At 68.6% G+C, this 18596-nt stretch carries 14 protein-coding genes; 6 read left to right on the top strand and 8 right to left on the bottom strand.

Going from position 1 to position 18596, the window contains the following annotated elements; translation table 11 throughout:
* Positions 1-65: 65 nt before the first annotated feature.
* Positions 66-983, bottom strand: coding sequence for a sugar phosphate isomerase/epimerase (locus tag MHY20_RS03030; protein ID WP_239374635.1), 918 nt, complete (start codon positions 981-983; stop codon positions 66-68).
* 43 nt (positions 984-1026) lie between these two features.
* Between MHY20_RS03030 and MHY20_RS03035 the strand changes: the two genes are divergently transcribed.
* Positions 1027-1641 (top strand): thymidine kinase, encoded by a 615-nt coding sequence (locus MHY20_RS03035; RefSeq protein WP_183374700.1) that lies wholly within the window; start codon positions 1027-1029, stop codon positions 1639-1641.
* A gap of 29 nt (positions 1642-1670) precedes the next feature.
* Positions 1671-2522, top strand: coding sequence for a pyridoxal kinase PdxY (gene pdxY / locus MHY20_RS03040; RefSeq protein WP_183374702.1), 852 nt, complete (start codon positions 1671-1673; stop codon positions 2520-2522).
* A gap of 125 nt (positions 2523-2647) precedes the next feature.
* Here pdxY and MHY20_RS03045 read toward each other — a convergent pair whose 3' ends face one another.
* The gene (locus MHY20_RS03045) at positions 2648-4066 is read right to left on the bottom strand and encodes a glyceraldehyde-3-phosphate dehydrogenase (RefSeq protein ID WP_259922794.1); all 1419 of its coding nucleotides are present in this window, start codon (positions 4064-4066) and stop codon (positions 2648-2650) included.
* A gap of 242 nt (positions 4067-4308) precedes the next feature.
* Here MHY20_RS03045 and MHY20_RS03050 point away from each other — a divergent pair, with 242 nt between their 5' ends.
* A complete protein-coding gene (locus MHY20_RS03050; RefSeq protein WP_239374739.1) occupies positions 4309-7725 on the top strand; it encodes a bifunctional proline dehydrogenase/L-glutamate gamma-semialdehyde dehydrogenase in 3417 nt (1138 codons plus the stop codon).
* 130 nt (positions 7726-7855) lie between these two features.
* On the opposite strand, the gene MHY20_RS03055 is transcribed toward MHY20_RS03050, so the two are convergent.
* The gene (locus MHY20_RS03055) at positions 7856-9229 is read right to left on the bottom strand and encodes a UTP--glucose-1-phosphate uridylyltransferase (RefSeq protein ID WP_239374637.1); all 1374 of its coding nucleotides are present in this window, start codon (positions 9227-9229) and stop codon (positions 7856-7858) included.
* A gap of 48 nt (positions 9230-9277) precedes the next feature.
* On the opposite strand from MHY20_RS03055, the gene metG reads away from it, so the two are divergent.
* Both metG and MHY20_RS03065 read left to right on the top strand, forming a co-directional pair.
* A complete protein-coding gene (gene metG, locus MHY20_RS03060) occupies positions 9278-11074 on the top strand; it encodes a methionine--tRNA ligase (RefSeq protein ID WP_239374639.1) in 1797 nt (598 codons plus the stop codon).
* Entirely contained in the window at positions 11071-11775 is a 705-nt protein-coding gene (locus MHY20_RS03065) for a CbiX/SirB N-terminal domain-containing protein (protein ID WP_239374641.1), read from the top strand. Before metG ends, MHY20_RS03065 begins: the two co-directional genes overlap by 4 nt.
* Here the strand turns inward: MHY20_RS03065 and MHY20_RS03070 are convergent.
* The 3 genes from MHY20_RS03070 to nirB are packed head-to-tail and all read right to left on the bottom strand — an operon-like array spanning position 11762 to position 16439.
* On the bottom strand, positions 11762-12697 hold the full coding sequence (locus MHY20_RS03070) for a uroporphyrinogen-III synthase (protein WP_239374643.1): 936 nt from the start codon (positions 12695-12697) through the stop codon (positions 11762-11764). The two genes, MHY20_RS03065 and MHY20_RS03070, sit on opposite strands and share 14 nt — an antisense overlap.
* Positions 12698-12711: 14 nt before the next feature.
* Positions 12712-13749, bottom strand: a complete 1038-nt coding sequence (gene cobA / locus MHY20_RS03075; protein WP_239374646.1) for a uroporphyrinogen-III C-methyltransferase — start codon at positions 13747-13749, stop codon at positions 12712-12714.
* On the bottom strand, positions 13746-16439 hold the full coding sequence (gene nirB, locus MHY20_RS03080; RefSeq protein WP_239374649.1) for a nitrite reductase large subunit NirB: 2694 nt from the start codon (positions 16437-16439) through the stop codon (positions 13746-13748). The genes cobA and nirB overlap by 4 nt, the downstream gene beginning before the upstream one ends.
* Positions 16440-16616: 177 nt before the next feature.
* Between nirB and nirD the strand changes: the two genes are divergently transcribed.
* On the top strand, positions 16617-17000 hold the full coding sequence (gene nirD, locus MHY20_RS03085; protein WP_239374651.1) for a nitrite reductase small subunit NirD: 384 nt from the start codon (positions 16617-16619) through the stop codon (positions 16998-17000).
* A gap of 59 nt (positions 17001-17059) precedes the next feature.
* On the opposite strand, the gene MHY20_RS03090 is transcribed toward nirD, so the two are convergent.
* Both MHY20_RS03090 and MHY20_RS03095 read right to left on the bottom strand, forming a co-directional pair.
* Positions 17060-17710, bottom strand: coding sequence for a DNA-3-methyladenine glycosylase I (locus MHY20_RS03090; RefSeq protein WP_275436460.1), 651 nt, complete (start codon positions 17708-17710; stop codon positions 17060-17062).
* Positions 17694-18533 carry a siderophore-interacting protein gene (locus MHY20_RS03095; RefSeq protein WP_239374654.1) on the bottom strand — a complete coding sequence of 280 codons (840 nt, stop codon included), beginning with the start codon at positions 18531-18533 and terminating at the stop codon, positions 17694-17696. The genes MHY20_RS03090 and MHY20_RS03095 overlap by 17 nt, the downstream gene beginning before the upstream one ends.
* Positions 18534-18596: the final 63 nt, after the last annotated feature.

Consider the following 18596-nt stretch of genomic DNA (forward strand, 5'->3'; position numbering starts at 1 on the left):
CCGAGCGCGCGGAATCCATCAGGTGATTCTCTCACCTGCCTCTGAAAAAGGGTGCAGAAATCCCATCACTCGAAGGCATGGTGACCGAGCTCGCGTCGGGCGAACGCCAGTGACCTCTCGATCGCCGGCATCTTCGCGTCCAAGCGGCGCCCCTTGCCGGTGCTGATCTCCACCACGATCGAGCCGTACCACTCCGTGATGGCGAGGTGCCGCAGAACCTCGGCGGCGGGCTGCTTGCCCTCCCCAGGCACCAGGTGCTCGTCCTTCATGCTGTGCCCGTTGCCGTCGGTGAGGTGCAGATGCGCCAGCCGGTCCCCCACCCGCTGCACCATCGCGAGCGAGTCGTCTCCGGCGGTGGAGGCGTGGGAGAGGTCGATCGTGACGTGGGCGAAGTCCTGGTCGGTCGGGTCGTGATCCGGGGCGTACACGAGGACTTCGCGCACGCCGAGGCGCCACGGGTACATGTTCTCCACCGCGATCTCCACGCCGTAGCGCTTCTCGAGGTCGCGCACGATCTGCTCGAACCGCGCGGCGTACTTCCCCTGCCAGCGGAACGGCGGGTGGGCCACGACCGTCGGCACGCCGAGCTCAGCGGCGAGCGCCGCGGACCCCGCCAGCTTGCGGCGCTGATTGAGGCCGCCGACGAACTGCAGCAGGAACAGGGTCGGGGCGTGCAGCGACAGGATCGGCATGTCGTAGCGGGCGACCAGGTCACGCAGGTGCTCGGCGTCGTGCGTGCACCTTTCGTGCGAGAGCATCACCTCGACGCCGTCGTACCCGGCCCCCTGCGCAGCTCGGAACGTGTCCTCGAGCCCCAGGGGGAACACCGACGACGTGGACAGCCCCACCGGGATGCGGCGGTTCACCTCGTGCCGCTGCAGAGCGTCCAGCTGCGGGCGGTTGCGCTCCCGCCACGCCGACGAGGCGCGCCTGGCCTGGTTCGGGCGGCTGATCCGCCTCCGGGGTGTGGAGTCGTCGGGCATGGCACCGAAGCTAGCAAGTCGGGGTGAACTAGAGTTGTGAGGCATGGCCAAGCTGCACTTCAAATACGGCGCGATGAACTCCGGCAAGTCCGACACCCTCATCAAGACCGCCTTCAACTACGAAGAGCGCGGCCTGAGCACCCTCACCGTGAAGCCCGCTGTGGACACCAAGGGCGATGACTGGGTCGTGGCGCGCGCCGGCAGCCGCCGCCGCGTTGACCTGCTGGTGGAGGAGGGCGAGGATCTGCGCCGCATGATCCACGACGCCGCCGCGCAGCTCAGCAGCCCCCTCGCCTGCATCCTCGTGGACGAGTCGCAGTTCCTCACCTCCGCGCAGATCGACCAGCTGTTCCTCGTCGCGAAGCTCGATGACATCTCCGTGATCTGCTATGGGCTGCGCACCGACTTCCGCACCGCGCAGTTCCCCGGCTCCTCACGGCTGTTCGAGGTGGCCGACAACTTCGAGAAGCTGCCCACGATGTGCCGGTGCGGCTCCCAGGCCGAGTTCAACTGCCGATCGGTGGGCGGCCGTTTCGTGTTCGAGGGCGACCAGGTCGCGATCGACTCCGGCGCCGGCGGCACCGTCACCTACGAATCGCTGTGCGGCCGCTGCTACCTTCAGGAGCGCTCCCGCGCCGCCGGTCCCGCCATGTTCTGACCGCGCACCGGGGGTGTAACAATGAGGGCATGAAGATTCTGTCCATCCAGTCCTCCGTCGCCTACGGCCATGTCGGCAACAGCGCGGCCGTCTTCCCCCTGCAGCGCCTCGGCCACGAAGTGTGGCCCGTCAGCACCGTGCTGTTCTCCAACCACACGGGGTGGGGCTCCTGGCGCGGCCCCGTGGTGGACGCCGACGATGTCCACGAGGTCATCCTCGGCATGGAGGACCGCGGCGCCCTCTCCGAGGTCGATCTGGTCCTGTCCGGCTACCAGGGCTCGAGCGCCATCTCCGAGGTCATCATCGACGCCGCGAACCGGGTGCGCGCCGCGAATCCGAACGCCACCTACACCGCTGACCCGGTGATGGGGAACAAGAACTCCGGCTGCTTCGTGGCCGATGACATCCCGCCGCTGCTGCGCTCGAAGGTGATCCCCGCCGCGGACCTCATCACTCCCAACCAGTTCGAACTGGGCTACCTCACCGAGACCGACCCGACCGATCTGGAGTCCACGCTCGCGTCCGTGGACCGTGCGTTCGAGATGGGCCCGTCGGCCGTGCTCGTCACTTCCGTGTTCCGCCCGGACCGCGAGGCCGACACCCTCGAGATGCTGTTCGCCGACCAGGACGGCGCCTGGATCGTGCAGACCCCGCACCTGCCCACCAAGCGCAACGGATCCGGTGACGTCACCGCGGCCCTGTTCTCCGCGCACTACCGCTCCGGCGCAACCCCGGAGGAGTCGCTGGAGCGCACCGCCTCGGCCGTGTTCGACCTGCTGACCGACACGGAGGAGAAGGGCGCGCCGGAGCTGCTGCTGGTGGAGAACCAGGAGCGCTATGTGAACCCGCGCGACCAGTTCACCGCCCGCCGCGTCCGCTGACCGGTCCGCACAGGGACCGACCCCGCACAGGGAAGGGCCCCGTCGGCGCTGAGGAGGTCTCCTCGGCCGACGGGGCCCTTCGTCATCTCACCCCAGCCCTGCGGGCAGTGCGGTGAGACGACCGGTCACATCTGCTCGGCCATGTGCTCCAGCACGCGGATCACCTGCGAGGAGTAGCCGAACTCGTTGTCGTACCAGACGTACAGCACGAGGCTGTTGTCCTCAGCGATGGTCGCGAGGCCGTCCACGACGCCGGCGCGCTTGGAGCCGACGAAGTCGGTGGAGACGACCTCGGAGGACGCGATGTAGTCGATCTGGTTGCGCAGCTCGCCGGTGAGGGACTCGGCGCGCATGTCGGCGTTGACCTCGTCGCGGTCGACCGGCTTCTCCAACGTCAGGTTCAGCACCGCAAGGGAGACGTCCGGCGTGGGCACGCGGATGGCGTTGCCGGACAGCTTGCCCTCGAGCTCCGGGAGGGCCTTGGAGACGGCCTTCGCAGCGCCGGTCTCGGTGATGACCATGTTGAGCGCTGCGGAGCGGCCGCGGCGCGGGCCCTTGTGGAAGTTGTCGATGAGGTTCTGGTCGTTGGTGTAGGAGTGCACGGTCTCCACGTGGCCGCGGACGATGCCGTAGGTGTCGTTGAGCTTCTTCAGCACCGGGGTGATGGCGTTGGTGGTGCAGCTCGCAGCGGACACGATGCGGGTGTCCGGGGTGATCTGCTCGTGGTTGATGCCGAACACCACGTTCGGCAGATCGCCCTTGCCGGGCGCGGTCAGCAGCACTCGGCCCACACCGGTGGACTTCAGGTGCTCGGCGAGACCGGCCTCGTCGCGCCAGCGGCCGGTGTTGTCCACCACGATGGCGTTGTCGATGCCGTACTCGGTGTAGTCCACGGATGCCGGGTCGGAGGAGTAGATGACCTGGATGCGGGTGCCGTTGGCGATGATCGCGTTGGAGTCCTTGTCCACGGAGATCGTGCCGTCGAACTTGCCGTGCACGGAGTCGCGGCGCAGCAGGCTGGCGCGCTTCTGCAGGTCATCCTCACCGTTCTTTCGGACCACGATGGCCTTCAGGCGCAGGCCCGCGCCGGAGCCCTGGTGGGCGATGAGGATGCGGGCCAGGAGACGGCCGATGCGGCCGAAGCCGTACAGGACCACGTCAGTGGGCTGCTGCGGGGCGCGGTTCTCGGCCTTCTCGAAGTACTCCAGGGCGGCTTCGCGCACGTCCTTGCCGTCACGGTAGGCGGCGCGGATCAGGCGGCCGAGGTCCAGCGGGATCCCGGTGACGTCCTTCTCACGGGCGAGTTCGAGCACGGCGAGGGTGTCCTCCACCTTCGCTTCGCCGTTCTCGATGCGGCGGGCCCAGCGGTGGGCCTTGAGGATGTCGGTTCCGGACTTGTTGATCAGAGTGCGACCGAAGATGTGGGGCTTCACATCCTTCTCGCGGTAGAGCCCGCCGATCAGCGGGATCATGCTTTCGGCGATCGCCACACGGCGGAGCCAATCGTTGTGGACCTGGTCAGCGCTGGCGGATGCGTTGCTCACGCGGTGTTCCTCCTTGAACAGCAAGTGGTGCTCGGACAGTCGGCATCGACTGTCTCCGGATACCATTGTGCCCGAGTCCGATCGAATGCACCCATAGAGGTGACACAGCCCGCAGGGCTGCGCGTGACGCAGTCCGCACTCCTCGGGCTGGGCTCGAATAGGGGGAGTGCCCCTATTGTTGGATCGAGAGCGCTGCCCGGCGCCCTCTTGTCTACGGTGAGGAGAAGACAGAGTTGTCCACCATGCCCCGATCCGGCCGCCGCGCCGATCAGCCCGCTGCTATGGCCGGCGCCGTCACCGAACAGGTGCGCACCTGGGTGCAGGATGCAGCCCGTCTGCCCGTTCCTTCACAGGCGAAGATGCTCGCCGATGTTCTCGCCGACCCCAAGGGCCTCGAGTTCACCGTCGGATTCGTCGACCTCGTGATCCGCACGGAGGATCCGCGCGCCGCCGCGCACCATCTGCGCCACCTCGCCCAGGACCCGCCGAAGTTCCTGACCGGTCCCCTGCGCTCCATCGTGCAGCTCGGCTCCACCGCGTCGTACATCACGCCGCGCACCACGGTGCTGATCGCCGGTGAGGTCATGCGCCGCATGGTCTCGCACCTCATCCTCGATGCCCGCGACCCACAGCTGGGCCGCGCCATTCAGCGCTTCCGCGATCAGGGCGTGAACCTCAACATCAACCTGCTCGGCGAGGCCGTGCTCGGCGCCCGTGAGGCGAACCGCCGGTTGGAGGGCGTGCACCGCCTGATCCTGCGCGATGACGTCGACTACTGCTCCATCAAGATCTCCTCCATCGTGGACCACATGTCCCTGTGGGGCGCAGACATCACGATCGAGAAGATCCTCGAGAACCTGAAGCCGCTCTATTTCGATGCGGCGCGTCAGGCGAAGCCGACCTTCATCAACATGGACATGGAGGAGTACAAGGACCTCGAGCTCACCCTCGAGGTGTTCGAGCGCCTGCTGTCCATGCCGGAGCTGAAGGACCTGTACGCCGGCATCGTGCTGCAGGCCTACCTGCCGGATGCCGCTGCCGCGATGGAGCGCGTGCAGGCGTTCGCTGCCCGCCGCGTCGCCGAGGGCGGTGCCCCGATCAAGGTGCGCCTGGTGAAGGGTGCGAACCTGCCGATGGAGCAGGTGGAGGCGTCCGTGCACGGCCTGGAGCTCGCCACCTTCCACACCAAGGAGGAGTCGGACGCCCAGTACAAGCGCGTGCTGCGCTGGGCCCTGACCGAGGAGCGGCTGAAGAACGTTCATCTCGGCATCGCCGGCCACAACCTGTTCGACATCGCCTACGCGCACCTGCTGATGAAGGAGCGCGGACTCGAGGGCTCGGACGCCGTTGAGTTCGAGATGCTGGCGGGCATGGCCCCGGGCCAGCAGCAGGTGGTCCGCGAGACCGTCGGCTCGATGCGCCTGTACGTGCCGGTCGTGCACCCCAAAGAGTTCGACGTCGCTGTCTCCTACCTGGTGCGGCGCCTCGAGGAGAACGCCTCCTCGGACAACTTCATGTCCGCCGTGTTCGAACTGGACTCCAGCGAGGCTCTGTTCCAGCGCGAGCAGAAGCGCTTCGAGGCCGCTCTGCGCCGCTCCTTCGAGGAGGAGGCGCCGGTGCGTCACCGCATGGGTGACCGCGCCGCGGAGAAGCCGGCCGACGGGTCCCGCATCCCGCTCGGCTCCGCCGCCATCCCGTCCACCCCGGGGAAGTTCCTCAACACCCCGGACACCGACATGACCACCGCCGCGAACCAGGAGTGGGCGCGTCAGCTGCTGCCGCGCATCGCCGACTCCACCCTCGGCGTCGCCGAGGCGGAGGCCGCCCGCGTGGACAGCGAGAAGGAAGTCCACGACATCATCTCCGGCGCGCTGCGCGCCCAGGAGGCATGGGCCGCTCGTCCGATGTCCGAGCGTGCGAACCTGCTGCGCGAATGCGCCCGAGTCCTCGCCGAGCACCGTGCCGAGCTGCTGGAGGTGGCCGCGTCCGAGACCGGCAAGACCTTCGAGCAGGGAGACCCGGAGGTCTCCGAGGCGATCGACTTCGCGCTGTACTACGCGGACAACGCCGAGGACCTGGCGAGCCGCGACGACATCGTGTTCGAAGCGCGCCCGCTGACCCTGGTCACCCCGCCGTGGAACTTCCCGATCGCGATCCCGTGCGGCTCCATCGTGTCCGCCCTGGTCACCGGTTCCGCCGTGGTTGTGAAGCCGGCTCCGCAGGCGATGCGCACCGGCGCCTACCTGGTGCGCCTGCTGCACGAGGCGGGCATCCCCGAGGATGTTCTGCGCCTGGTGGACGTGCCGGAGAACGAGATCGGTCAGGCACTCATCGGTGATGAGCGCATCGACCAGATCATCCTCACCGGCGCGTACGAGACCGCGAAGCTGTTCGCCCGCTTCAACCCGCTGGCGAAGATCAAGGCGGAGACCTCCGGCAAGAACGCGATCATCGTGACGCCGCACGCCGACCTCGACCTCGCCGCCTACGACGTCGCCCACAGCGCCTTCGGCCACGCCGGCCAGAAGTGCTCCGCAGCTTCGCTCGTCATCACCGTCGGCAGCGTGGAGCGCTCCCGCCGCTTCCAGTCCCAGCTGGCGGATGCCGTGCTGTCCCTGCGGGTCGGCTGGCCGACGGATCCCACCGTCGAGATGGGCCCCGTCATCGAGAAGCCCGGCGAGAAGCTGGAGCGCGGCCTCACCGTCCTCGGCGAGGGCGAGAAGTGGCTCGCGAAGCCGGAGCAGCTGGATGAGACCGGTCGCCTCTTCTCCCCCGGTGTGCGCACCGGTGTGAAGAAGAGCAGCGAGTTCCACCTCACGGAGTACTTCGGTCCGATCCTCGGCGTGATGCACGCGGACACCCTTGATGAGGCGATCGAGATCCAGAACGGCACCGACTACGGTCTGACCGCTGGTCTGCATTCGCTGGAGCCCGCGGAGATCGCCGAATGGGCTTCCCGCGTGGAGGCGGGCAACCTGTACATCAACCGCGGCATCACCGGTGCGATCGTGGAGCGTCAGTCGTTCGGCGGCTGGAAGCGCTCCGCCATCGGCCCGACCGCGAAGGCGGGCGGCCCGAACTACCTGATGCACCTCATGGTGGGCAGCGACCCCGTTGAGGGCGAGCGCGATGCCGCCTGGCTGGAGAAGGCGAAGAAGTCCGACATCGAGAACTGGTCGACCTTCTACGCCCCGAAGGACGTGCAGCAGCTGCACGGCGAGATCAACGTGATGAAGTACCGCCCGGTGGAGATGCTGATCCGCGTCGGCGGCAAGGTCACCGAGTTCGAGGTGGAGCGTGTGCTGCACGCCGCCAAGACCGTCGGCGCGACCGTATCCGTGTCGGTCCCGGAGCAGTTCGCCTCCCAGGTCCCCACCGACCACCCGGGCGTGGAGGTCGTCACCGAGTCCGCTGCGGCTCTGGCGGCGCGCCTGCGCACCGCACCGATCTACCGCGTCCGCGCCATCGGCGGTGTGGAGCCGGAGATCCGCGAGGCGATCAACCTCCGCCCGGAGGTCGCCCTGTTCGATCACGCAGTGGTGCAGTCCGGTCGCGCCGAGCTGATCAGCTACGTGCATGAGCAGGCGGTCAGCGCCACCAACCACCGATACGGCAACCCGCTGCCGTACGACCTGGAGAAGATCATCCGCGAGGTCTGATCCTCCGTCGGTCAGCCTCGCTGACGAACAGAAGCGGCGGCCGCTCCCTCGTGGGGACGGCCGCCGCTCGTCGCATCTGCGCCGCGCAGCCCTGCGGGTTCGCGCAGGCTCAGCGCGTCATGTCACGCGGTCATTGGCCCAGCACGGTCCCGTCGGCCACCTGACCGCCCTCGGCGCCGAGGCGCCCCTCACCGCGGACCACTACGTCCGCGCCGAACGTCCAGTCACCCTCCACGGTCAGGCGGGACGCCTCCTTCATGGACGGCACACCATGCGGGAAGCGGGCATCGAAGTCACCGATCAGCTTGTAGTCATCGCTCAGCGTCACCAGCGGCACCGTGTCCACCGCCTTGCGCAGCGCGAGGTCATCGGTGAGGGAGTAGGCGTCGGAACGGATCAGCAGCAGATCGCTGGTGGCCTTCACCGGCAGGAACCGGGCCCGATCCACCACGATCGCGGTCGCGCCCTCGAACACTTCGATCGCGGCGCCCATCGCGGACTCGATCTGGTAGACGGGCGTGCTGGACTTGTCGCCCGGGTCCACGGTCTTCTCATTGCGGATCAGCGGCAGGCCCATCACGCCCCCGCGCTCATCCAGGATCTCCTGCAGGCGCACCAGATCGAACCACAGGTTGTTGGTGTGGAAGAACGGGTGGCGGTCCTCGTCGGTGAAGAAGTCCATTTCGTCCGCCGGGGTCTGCGCGGTGTCGCGGAGGATGAGGCGGCCGTCCTCCTTGCGCACGGCCAGGTGGCCGCCCTTGCGGTCCGCTGCGGTGCGTCGGCACAGCTCCGCGGCGTAGGGGGCACCGGAGGCGGCGAACCAGCCGGCGAGCTCGGGGGACGGCTCGGCGCCGAGGTTGTCCGAGTTGGAGACGCAGGCGTAGCGGAAGCCCGCATCGATCAGCTGGGTGAGCACACCCGAGGCGAACAGAGCGGTGTAGATGTCGCCGTGACCGGGCGGGCACCATTCGAGGCTCGGGTCCGCCTCCCACTCCACCGGGGTGAGGTCGTCCTTGCGGAGCTTCGGCTCCTTGTTCTGCAGGAAGTCCAGCGGCAGCCCCTCCACGGCGAGGTCCGGGTACTGCTCGAGGACCTCGAGGGTGTCCTCGCGGGTGCGGAAGGAGTTCATGAACAGCAGGGGCAGGCGGGCGCCGGTGCGCTCCCGCGCCGACAGAACCTGCTCGGCGAGGATCTGCAGGAAGTTCTTGCCGTCGCGCACCGGAAGCAGGGTCTTCGCCTTGTCCAGACCCATCGACGTGCCCAGCCCGCCGTTGAGCTTGATCACCACGAGCTTCGAGAACGCGTCGGCCGCGTCGTCCTCGCTGACGGTCTCATCGGCGAGCTTCGGCGGGTTCAGGTACGGCTCGATGGTGTCCTCGGGGATCTGGCCGGTGGTGCCCTCCTCGAGCTGGCGGTAGAAATCGGAGAACACGCTGATGGCGGCTTCGGGGACGGAGGCCTCGCGCATCTTCCGCTGGGCGTGGGAAAGACCTTGTTCACTCATACCGCCATCCTACTGAGCGCAGGTGAGGACGCCTCGTAGACTGGGCCTATGAGCAGAGTTCTTTCAGCAGTCGCCTGGCCGTATGCGAACGGCCCCCGCCATATCGGTCATGTCGCCGGCTTCGGAGTCCCATCCGATGTGTTCTCGCGCTACATGCGCATGGCGGGTCATGACGTGCTGATGGTCTCCGGAACGGACGAGCACGGCACGCCCATCCTCGTCGCCGCCGATTCTGAGGGCGTGAGCGCTCGGGAGCTCGCCGACCGCAACAACCGGGTCATCGTGGAGGACCTGGTGCAGCTGGGCCTGTCCTACGATCTGTTCACCCGCACCACCACGGTCAACCACTACTCCGTGGTGCAGGAGATGTTCCGCGCTGTGCGGGACAACGGCTACATGATCGAGCAGACCACGCACGGCGCCATCTCCCCCTCAACCGGCCGCACCCTCCCCGACCGCTACATCGAGGGCACCTGCCCGATCTGCGGGACCGACGGCGCCCGGGGCGACCAGTGCGACGCCTGCGGCAATCAGCTCGACCCCACCGACCTCATCAACCCGCATTCGCGGATCAACGGCGAGACCCCGCAGTTCATCGAAACCCAGCACTGGTTCCTGGACCTGCCGTCGCTGGCGGAGGAGCTGGGACGCTGGCTGGACCAGCGGGAGAGGACCGGCCTGTGGCGGCCGAACGTGATCCGCTTCAGCCAGAACTTCCTGAAGGAGATCCGCCCGCGCGCCATCACGCGCGACATCGACTGGGGCATCCCGGTGCCGGGTTGGGAGGACCAGCCCACCAAGCGCCTGTACGTCTGGTTCGATGCGGTCATCGGCTACCTCTCCGCTTCCATCGAATGGGCCCGTCGCGGCGGCGATTCGGACGCGTGGAGGAAGTGGTGGAACGATCCCGAGGCCCTGTCCTACTACTTCATGGGCAAGGACAACATCGTCTTCCATTCCCAGATCTGGCCGGCGGAGCTCATCGCCCACAACGGCGAGGGCGCCAAGGGCGGCTCCCCCGGTGTGTACGGGGAGCTGAACCTCCCCACCGAGGTGGTCTCCAGTGAGTTCCTCACCATGGAGGGCAAGAAGTTCTCCTCGTCCAAGGGCGTGGTCATCTACGTGCGGGACATCCTCTCCCGCTACCAGCCGGATGCGCTGCGGTACTTCATTTCGGCGGCGGGTCCGGAGAACAACGACGCGGACTTCACCTGGAGCGAGTTCGTCTCCCGCACCAACAACGAACTGGTCGCCGGCTGGGGCAACCTGGTGAACCGCACCGCAGCGATGATCGCGAAGAACGTCGGCGAGATCCCCGCCGCCGGCGAGATGGAGCAGATCGACCTCGACCTGCTGGCGAAGATCCGCAACGGATTCGACACCGTCGGCGATCTGATCGCGCACCACCATCAGCGCTCTGCCATCAACGAGATCATGCGTCTGGTCGGCGAAGCGAACGGGTACGTCTCCGCGACCGAGCCCTTCAAGATGAAGGCGGAGGAGCAGCGGCCGCGCCTGCTGACCGTGCTGCACACGCTCGCCCAGGCCGTCACGGACCTGAACACGATGATCTCGCCGTTCCTGCCGCACTCCTCCAACGAGGTGGAGAAGGCCCTCGGCGGGGACCGCGTGGTCGCGCCGATGCCGCGCATGGAGGATGTGGACGACCTCGACGGCGGTCCCGGCTATCCGATCATCACCGGCGACTATTCGGACGTGCCCGCTTGGGGCCACCGCCCGGTCACCGTCGGCGCCCCGGTTGCGAAGCCGAAGCCGATCTTCCAGAAGCTGGACCCGTCGATCGTGGATGAGGAGCTGGAGCGGCTCGGCGTGAGCGACGCATGAGCGAGCCCCTGTTGCTGGCGATCGCGCACGGATCCCGCCTGGACTCCGCTGTCACCGCCACCCAGGACATCGCCCGCTCCGCGGCCCGCATCGCCGGCGCCCCCTTCGCTGACGCGTACCTGGACCTCGCGGAGCCGTCCGTGCAGGCGCGTGCCGCGGAGCTGGCGGCGAACCAGTGCCCGGGAGCGATCGCGGTGCCGCTGCTGTTCACGGAGGCGTTCCACGCCACCTCCGATGTTCCGGCAGCACTGAATGAGGCGCAGGCGGCGACGGGTCTGCCGATCCACCGCGCCGGCATCATCGGCACCGGTGACGATGTGCTCGCGGTCCTCGCGGACCAGGCACGGGCCCACACCTCACCGGGTCGCGAGGACTCCCCTGTTGTGCTGCTGGCGGTGGGATCCTCACACGAGCAGGCGAACGCCGCGGTGGCGGACCTCGCGGACCGGCTGGGCGCTGCCCTGGGCCGACGGGTGCGGGCGGGGTTCGCGACCTGTGCTCCGCGAGCGGCGGACATGATCACCGCGGACGAGCCGGGCCTGCTGCTGCCGCTGTTCACGGCGCCCGGTCTGCTGTTGGAGCGCACGTCGGCGGCTGCCGCCGCAACTGGGTGGAGCACCGCGCCGCATCTGGGTGCGGCGCTCGGGCCCCTGGTGGCGCAGCGCTATCTGGACTGCGCTGCCGCCCTCAGCGCCGACTGACCCGTTCGGGCAGCTGCTCGGCCATGAGCTGGATCATCGCACCCATGCGCTGACGCTGAGGCGCGATCGGGGTGATCCCTTCGGCTTCGAGGGGCTCCGCGGTGACGGGGCCGACGGCGACGGCCTGCACATCGCTGCGCAGCGCATCGACGACGTCGTCGCGGCGGCCGAGTTCGTCGGCTCGGGCGAAGAGGGCATCCACGGACGGCGCGGCCGTGAACGTCACCGCGTCGATGCTCCGCTGGCAGATGGCGCTGACGAGGTCATCAACGGAGTCGAGGTCCTCAGGCGGCTCCCACCGGTAGGGCGCCACCACCACGAGGTCGTGCCCCTCCCCCTCATCGGCGAGCCGGGTGAGGACATCGGGGTGGATGTAGCCGTGGCGCTGCAGGCCGACGGGGCCCGCGGGGACGCCTTCGGCGAGGGCGACGTCGACCATCGATGCGGACGTCTCCAACGGTGCGGCCGGTGCGTCGGGCAGGCCGCGGCCCCGGACAGCTCCGCGGGCCTTCGCACCGCGGCAGATGATGCGCGTGTCGGCGAGGTAGGCCATGGCGGCCTGCGCGAGATCGGGGTCGGCGCTGCTGAGGGCGTCGAGCCATGCGGTGAAGCCCTGTGCCGTGGTGACGAAGAACAGTGCGGGACGCACGTCCAGCAGGCGGCGCGTGTCGGTGAGCAGCTGGGCGTCGGCGCCCGTCGGCACGATCCTCATGGTGGGGGCGAGCAGGACGTCGGCGCCGCGTCGGCGCAGAGCATCGGCCTGGTCATCGGCGCGTCGGCTCGCCGTCACCGCGATCCGCAGGCCCGCCAGCGGCTGCTGCGTACCCTGTGCGGTCGTGGGTCCCGGTGCGGCCGACGGGTCCGCCGATCCCGCGTCGCCGGCGGCGGCAGGCGGTGTCTGCTGGGCGTGGTCGGTGGGCATGCCGTCTCCTTCTCTCAGAGGCCGTCGGTGATGTCCGCGGTGGTGGTGTGCAGTCCCGCCACCTCACCGATCACGATGATCGACGGGCTCGTCAGGCCGGCGTCGGCGGCGTCCTGCGCAACAGCGGCGAGGGTGCTGTGGCAGCGCTCCTCATCACCATGGAATCCGCGGTGGATGACGGATGCGGGCGTGGCAGGATCCAGTCCGGCCTCCAGCAGGGCGCGCTGGGTGAGCGGCAGGGTGCCCATGCCCATGAGGATCATGACGGAGCCGCCCAGCTGCACGAGCGCTGCGGCTTCTGCGCCGTCGATCGCTTCGTGGCCGGAGATGATCGTCACCGCGCGGGTGATGCCGCGGTGGGTGGCGGGGATGCCGGCCCTCGCGGGCACCGCCAGGGCGCTGGTGATGCCGGGGACCACGTCCACGCGGATGCCGTTCTCTGCGAGGTGCTGCCATTCCTCGGATCCGCGGCCGAAGATGAACGGATCGCCGCCCTTCAGCCGGACCACACGGGCGCCGGCACGGGCGAAGACCGTCATCTGCTCGTTGATGAGCTCCTGGATCATCGAATGGTGCCCGGGCTTCTTCCCCACATCCACGATGAGGGACCCGGGGGCGAGCCGGAGGCAGTCGCCGGCGGCACCGAGACGGTCGGCGAAGATGACGTCGGCCTCCGCGATGGCGCGCATGGCGGCCAGAGTGAGCAGCTCCGGATCGCCGGGCCCGCTGCCGATGAGCGCGACACTGCCTGGTACGGAGGGCGTCGGGCCCTCCCCCGTCGGTTCGCCGCTGCGCGGCGCTTCTACGCGGACGGTGATGGTGCCGAAATCGCGCGCCGCCCACTGCAGCACGGTGTCCTGCAGCCCCTGTTCACGGGCGAGGGCGTCGAAGCGCTGCGCGCGCCGCTGGGGCTCATCCGTGTCGAGGATGACGTGGGCGCCCTCAGCGGCGAACGCCTGCGCGGCCTGCCAGCTGAGGGGGCGGCCCGCCGTCTCCTGATCGACGGTCCGCCCCTGCCAGCTGCGCTCGAGGTGGAACGCGGTGGGCCTCACACTGTGCGCCCGGAGCCGATGGCTTCGCCGCGCGGTCCGCGGAACGCGATCTCGGGGCCGGAGATGAGGACCGATTCGCGCTCCTCCAGGGTGGCGGGGCGGTTCTGGTCGCGTTCGGGCACGCGGGCGAACAGCGGGTCGGCGGCCTCGGGGGCGTTGATGAAGGAGCGGAAGCGGGCGAGCTTCTGGGGGTCCTTCAGGGTCGCGACCCATTCGTCCTCGTGGCCGTCCACGAACTCCTGCATCTCCTTCTCCAGTTCGTCGGCGATGCCGAGCGAGTCCTCGACGACGACGGCGTGGACGTGGTCGATGCCGCCGTCCATCGAGTCGATCCACGCAGCGGTGCGCTGCAGCTTCTCCGCGGAGCGGATGTAGTAGCCGAGGAAGCGGTCCACGAGGGAGACGAGGGTGTCGTCGTCGACGTCGGAGGCGAGCAGTTCGGCGTGGCGGGGCGAGAAGCCGCCGTTGCCGCCGACGTACAGGTTCCAGCCCTTATCGGTCGCGATCACGCCGATGTCCTTCCCACGGGCCTCCGCACATTCGCGGGCGCAGCCGGACACTCCGAGCTTGAACTTGTGCGGGGAGCGCAGGCCCTTGTAGCGCTCCTCCAAGAGGATCGCCATGGACACGGAGTCCTGCTGGCCGAAGCGGCACCAGGTGGAGCCCACGCAGCTCTTCACCGTGCGCAGGGACTTGCCGTACGCCTGGCCGGACTCCATCCCGGCGTCCACGAGCCGCTGCCAGATATGGGGCAGCTGTTCGAGGCGGGCGCCGAACAGGCCGATGCGCTGCGCGCCGGTGATCTTCGTGTACAGGTTGAAGTCGGCGGCGACTTCAGCGATGACGCGCAGACGCTCCGGGGTGATCTCACCGCCGGGCACGCGCGGCACCACGGAGTAGGTGCCGTCCTTCTGCATATTGCCGATGAATCGGTCGTTGGTGTCCTGCAGCTCGCCGAGCCCTCGGTCGAGGATGTAGCGGTCCCGCTGGGAGGCGAGGATGGAGGCGACGGTCGGCTTGCAGACGTCACAGCCGTGACCGGTCCCGTATTCCGCGATGACCTCGTCGAACGTGCTGAGGTCATTCTCCCGGATCTTCGCGTACAGCTCGGAGCGCGAGTAGTCGAAGTGCTCGCACAGCGCGGTGGACACGGCGATGCCGGCCTTCGCGAGCTGCGCGGCGAGGATCTTCTGCATGAGCGGCACGCAGGAGCCGCACTGGGTGCCGGCGTTCGTGCAGGCCTTCAGGGTGGCGATGTCGCGGGCGGGGGTCTCGAAGTCCCCCTCGCCGTTGACGGCGCACTTGATGGTACCGGAGGTGACGTTGTTGCACGAGCAGACCACGACCTCATCGGGGATGTCGCCGGTGTCGGGCAGCTCACCGCCGCCGGCGGCGAGGTAGGCCGACGGGTCCCCCGGCAGCTCGCGGCCGATGTAGGCGCGCAGGGTCGAGTAGTTCTCTGCGTTGCCGACGAGGATGCCACCGAGCAGGACCCGGACATCGGAGGACAGGATGAGCTTCTGGTAGATCCCCTGCGTGGGGTCGGCGAAGACGACGTCCAAGGTGTTCTTCTGGGTGCTCTTGGCATCGCCGAAGCTGGCGACGTCGATGCCGGAGAGCTTCAGCTTGGTGGAGGAGTCGGGTTCGCCGAACACGGCCTTTCCGCCGAGGAGGCGGTCGACGACCACTTCCGCCATCGTGTTGGCGGGGGCGACCAGGCCGTAGCAGCGGCCCTCCACAGCGGCCACTTCACCGATCGCCCACACCCGGTCGATGGAGGTGGCGCAGTCCTGCCCGACCATGATGCCGCCGCGCGGCCCGATCTCGAAGCCGCCGACCTTCGCGAGCTCATCGCGGGGGCGGATGCCGACGGCGAGGCAGACCAGATCCGCAGGGATCTCGGAGCCGTCGGAGAGTCGAACGGCGCGCACGTTGGAGGCGGCGCTCGCCAGCGCGTCGGCTTCGGAGGCCGACGGCTTCCGCGAGGAGATCCGCTTCTCGATGGAGTCGAGGGAGACGCCCATGTGGAGGGTGATGCCGCGCTGTTCGATGAGGCGGTTGAGCAGTCGGCCGCCGCCTTCGTCGAGCTGAGCGGGCATCAGCCAGTCGGCGAGTTCGACGAGGTGGACGTCGTACCCTTCGGCGGCGAGACCACCGGCTGCTTCGAGACCGAGAAGGCCGCCGCCGAGGACGACGGCGGAGCCGGTGCGGTTCTCGTCGGACTGCATGCCCTGCACGCAGTCCGCCATCTGGTCGACGTCGTCGACGGTGCGGTACACGAACACGCCCTTGGTGTCCCAGCCGGAGATCGGCGGGGTGAAGGCATTGGAGCCGGTGGCCATGACGAGGTGGTCGTAGCCGTAGATGGTGCCGGAGCGGGTCCGTACCTGCCGCAGCTCGGTGTCGATGGAGTTGACGCGGTCGCCGAGGACGAGGCCGACGTGCTCGTCCTCCCACAGGGTGGGGTCGCCGAGGGTGAGGTCGTAGGAGCGGTCCCAGCGCTTGGCGAGGTTGACGCGGTCGTAGGGCGCCAGGGCCTCTTCGGAGATGACGGTGACCTTGAAGCGGTCCTCGGTGTCGCGGCGGCGCATCGTCTCGGTGAAGCGGTGTGCGGCGGGTCCGCCGCCCACCACGACGACGTGCTCGACCGCCGGTTCGTTCGTGCTGTGCGCGAGAGTGTCAGTGGTCATCAACTGGCCCTTTCCCAGAGGTCTGTTCGTCGCCGACGCTACCCTGAAGATCTGCGGGTCACCAGGACGAGCGTCCTGTTCGGGTCCATTCGACGGGTGGGAGGACCAGTGTCCCCGCGTCCCAGCCGCCCGGGCACGACAATGGTGGAGACAGCACCTGAGCTGAAGGAGTGTTCCATGACCGACGATCAGTGGCGCGAGGTGTGCCGGATTGACCAGTTGGAGAAGAACTGGGGCGAGGCAGCGCTGTTCGGCACCGAACAGCTCGCCGTGTTCCTCGCCTGGGACGGCCAGGTGCACATCACCTCGAACATCGATCCGCGCACGCACCAGGGCGTGATGTCGCGCGGCATCGTCGGCGACCACGAGGTGGGCGGTGAGCGCCGACCCACGATCGCGAGCCCGCTCTACAAGGAGTCCTACGATCTGGAGACCGGCGAGTGCTACACCTCGCCGAACTTCCGCCTGTCCGTGTACGACTCCCGCGTCCGCGACGGCGTCGTGGAGGTGGATCTGTCCTCCGCTACCGAGGCTGTCCGACGGGAGCTGCCGCAGCGCTGACCGAGCCCCGCCCGGCAGCTCCGGGCTCGGGCGGTTCGTTCGTCAGCAGCGGCGCCGGCTCAGCGGCGAGATCCGTCGGCCCCGAAGAGCCCCGACGCGCCGCGTCGGTGCGAGCCGACGAGGTGGGTGTCGACCAGTCCGATCGCTTCCATCAGCGCGAACATGGTGGTGGGGCCGACGAACCGGAACCCCCGTCCCTTCAGGTCGCGGGACAGCGCCCGTGACGTCTCATCCTGCGTGGGGATCTCAGCGAGGGTGCGCGGTGCGTAGGTGAGCGCCGGCTGGAACGACCAGATGTGCTCGGCGATGTCGGTTCCTTCTGTGCGCATGCGCTGGGCGATCCGCGCGTTCGTCACCGTCGCGGCGATCTTGCCGCGGTGCCGGATGATTGCGGCGTCGCTGAGCAGGCGCTGGATGTCCTCCTCCCCCATCTGGGCGACGCGGTCGACATCGAAGTCGTGGAAGGCGCGGCGGAACGCGGCGCGCTTGGTGAGGATCGTCGCCCAGCTGAGCCCCGCTTGGAACCCTTCGAGGCTGAGGCGCTCGAACACTCCCTGTTCGGTGCGCACCGGCATGCCCCATTCGGTGTCGTAGTAGGCGCGCAGCATCTCGTTGGCCGTCGCCCAGGGCGGTCGGGCGCACCCGTCGGCCCCCACTACGAGGTCGGGGCCTGCGCCGACGGGACCGACGGTCTCAGAAGATCTGCCCAACGGCTTCTCTCTTCTCCGCCTGGAACTGGTCCTCGACCCGCCCGAGCGCCCAGTACGCGGAGATGGACACGTCCTCGCGGTCGAGGCCGCGCTCATTGATGAGGGACCTGCGCAGGCGCTTCGTGGCGCCGCGCTCCAGGTGGCAGAACACCTGCAGACCCCGCTCGGCGATGAGCTCCTGGGGCAGCTCCAGCGATTCGACCGCCTGAACGAGCTCCTCACGGTCCCCGATGATCCACTGGATCCGCATCCCGTCGGGAGCGTCGAGGTCGAGCTGGTCCTCGGCATGCTCGAGGTGGATGAGCACCTGCCCGACTGCGTCGGCCGGCATGGCGTCCAGGGCGCTGCCGATGGCGGGCACGGCGGCGTGATCACCGATCAGCAGATGCTGGCGTGCATCGGTCCGCGGCGTGTAGCCGCCGCCGGCTCCGTTCATGGCGATCTGGTCACCGGGCGTCGCGGTGCGGGCCCATTCGGAGGCGATGCCGGTGCGGCCGGGCTCGGCGTGGATCACCACGTCCAGCCACAGCTCCTGGGCGTCGTGGTCCCAGCGGCGCACCGTGTAGGTGCGCCGGGACGGCAGCAGCTCAGGGGTCTGCTCACGGATCGCGTCCATGTCGTACGGCGGGGTGAGGCCGCTGCCGGGCTGCGGCAGCAGGAGCTTCACGTACCGGTCCGCGTGCTGATTCGGGTTCAGGCGTTCGATCTGGTCACCGCCCACGACGACGCGGGTCAGTCGCGGGGTGAGCGGCGTGACGGAGCGGACGGTGAGGACGGCCTGCGGGCGCGGTTTCTTCGCGGGGCGGGGGCTCGGAGTCATCATGCGCCCCACCCTACGCGAGCACCCTGTTTTCGACAGTCCCAGCTTGCATAAACCGGTCAGCTA

Source organism: Helcobacillus sp. ACRRO, from assembly GCF_022347125.1.
Lineage (GTDB): Bacteria > Actinomycetota > Actinomycetes > Actinomycetales > Dermabacteraceae > Helcobacillus > Helcobacillus massiliensis.